Origin of the sequence: Microbacterium sp. ISL-103, from assembly GCF_018613995.1 — a bacterium.
GTDB lineage: Bacteria > Actinomycetota > Actinomycetes > Actinomycetales > Microbacteriaceae > Microbacterium.
In genome coordinates, this window is the sequence record NZ_JAGGPD010000541.1 from 1 (window position 1) to 1,928 (window position 1,928).

Here is a 1,928-nt window from a genome sequence, read left to right on the forward strand (position 1 = left end):
ACGTGCGGTAGTTGATGTCCGATGAGCGGGTGCCGGGGCCGATGTGCAGCGCCGTCTCTCCGAGTCGCACCCATACCGCGGTGCCGGGAGGGGTGGCGGATCGCACGGATCGCCGAGCACCCACGACGGTCATCACGACGGCGTAGACCATGAGTGCGATGCTCGCCACGGGAAGAAGCGCCGACATTCCCCGACCGCCGCCTGTGGCGCTCAGATTCAGGATGCTGATAACCAGCGCGGCTGTGAGCGCAAGCCACATCACGATCGCTGCGGGACGGGTGAGCGCATAGATCGCCGCGTCGCGTGCCATGCCGCGCAGGAGCCGATCGTCGACGGTGATGCTCACGGGCGCCGCCTCACCCGAGCGTCATCGGAAGCGGTCGGCCCGAGAGTCCACGGCCCTGCGATGCGAGGGCGAGGGCGAGGTCGCGGATCGCCACGGCCGCGGCATCCGCCGTATCGGTCAGCACGATGGGCACGCCCTCGTCGCCGCCCGTGCGGAGCGCCGGGCTGAGGGGGATCGTGGCGAGCAGGGGCACGTGGTGCGTCTCGGAGAGCGCCGCGGCGACCGCGGCACCTCCGCCGGACCCGAACAGGTCGATCACGGTGCCGTCCGGAAGAGCGAAGGCGCTCATGTTCTCGACGACGCCGATCACCCGCTGACCGGTCTGGCGCGCGACGAGGCCGCTGCGGATCGCCACGTCGGATGCGGCGGGCTGCGGGGTTNNGTCGAGATCACCGAAGAACACGTCGGTCAGGAACTGCTGCACGGTGCGGTGCAGCATGGGCCCGCGCCAGGCGACGACCGCCTCACCGTCGCGCAGGAACATGCCGATCGAGATGGTCTTCACCCCGTGGGCGACCGGCGGGAGCATCAGGTCGTCGATCCGAGTCGGCTGGGTTCCCGCGGGGATCCCGAGGAGGCCGGGGATCGAGAACCCGTGCACGTCGGCGTCGACGAGTCCGACCGCCAGGCCCTGTGCCGCGAGGGCGGCGGCGAGGTTGGCTGTCACGGTCGACTTACCGACCCCTCCCTTGCCGCTCGAGACCAGGATCACACGCGTGAGCGAGTCGGGTCCGAAGGGCATCTGGCGGGGAGGCCGGCCGTCGCGCAGCTTCTCGGTCAGCGCCTTGCGTTCGGTCGGGGTCATCACTCCGACCTCGACGTCGACCTCGCTGACTCCGGTGACGGATGCTGCGGCGGCGCGGACGTCCGATTCGATGCGCGCGGCAGCCGGGCATCCGACGATCGTCAGGACGATGCCCACGTGAGCATGTCCGTCGGCGACGGAGATGTCGCGCACCATGTCGAGATCGCCGATGGGCCGTCGCAACTCGGGGTCGGTGACGGCGGCGACCGCCGCTCGGACGGCGTCCGCCGAGCTCATGAGGTGGAGCGACCGCTGGGCCGGCGATCGCTCGGCTGCTCGTCGCCCTCACCGAGCTCGGCCAGCAGCGCCTTGAGCTCGTGACGGAGGACGTCGCGTGTCACGACCTGCGAGTTGCGTTCCTCGAGAGACATCCGCAGGGCCACGATCTCGCGGGCGAGGTATTCGGTGTCGGCGAGGTTGCGCTCGGCGCGCTGACGATCCTGCTCGATCTGCACCCGGTCGCGGTCGTCCTGGCGGTTCTGTGCGAGCAGGATCAGGGGAGCGGCGTACGACGCCTGGAGCGAGAGCATCAGCGTGAGGGCCGTGAACCCGAGCGCCGCGTCGTCGAAGCGCAGGTTGTCGGGCAGCAGCGTGTTCCAGAGGATCCAGAGCACGCAGAACAGGGTCAGGATGAGCAGGAACGCGGGCGTTCCCATCGCGCGCGCCACCCACTCGGTGAAACGGCCGAAGCGGTCACGCGATGTCGATCGCTGGCGAGAGGTGCCGCGCCCCAGGGGGGCGTCGAGCTGAGGAGAGCGTGAGCGCGAGCGGGCCATC

The 1,928-nt window shown here is 70.1% G+C and carries 3 protein-coding genes; all 3 read right to left on the minus strand.

The genetic code is table 11. The annotated features are described in order from the left end of the window. The coding region (locus tag J7E68_RS17350) for a YcxB family protein (RefSeq protein ID WP_215174686.1) at positions 1–346 on the minus strand (346 nt) is incomplete at its 3' end. A 10-nt stretch (positions 347–356) separates the two neighbouring features. Continuing rightward, on the minus strand, positions 357–1,388 hold the full coding sequence (locus tag J7E68_RS17355) for a P-loop NTPase (RefSeq protein ID WP_215174688.1): 1,032 nt from the start codon (positions 1,386–1,388) through the stop codon (positions 357–359). Beyond that, on the minus strand, positions 1,385–1,928 hold a 544-nt coding region (locus J7E68_RS17360), incomplete at its 5' end, for a DUF1003 domain-containing protein (RefSeq protein WP_215174690.1). The genes J7E68_RS17355 and J7E68_RS17360, both read right to left, overlap by 4 nt.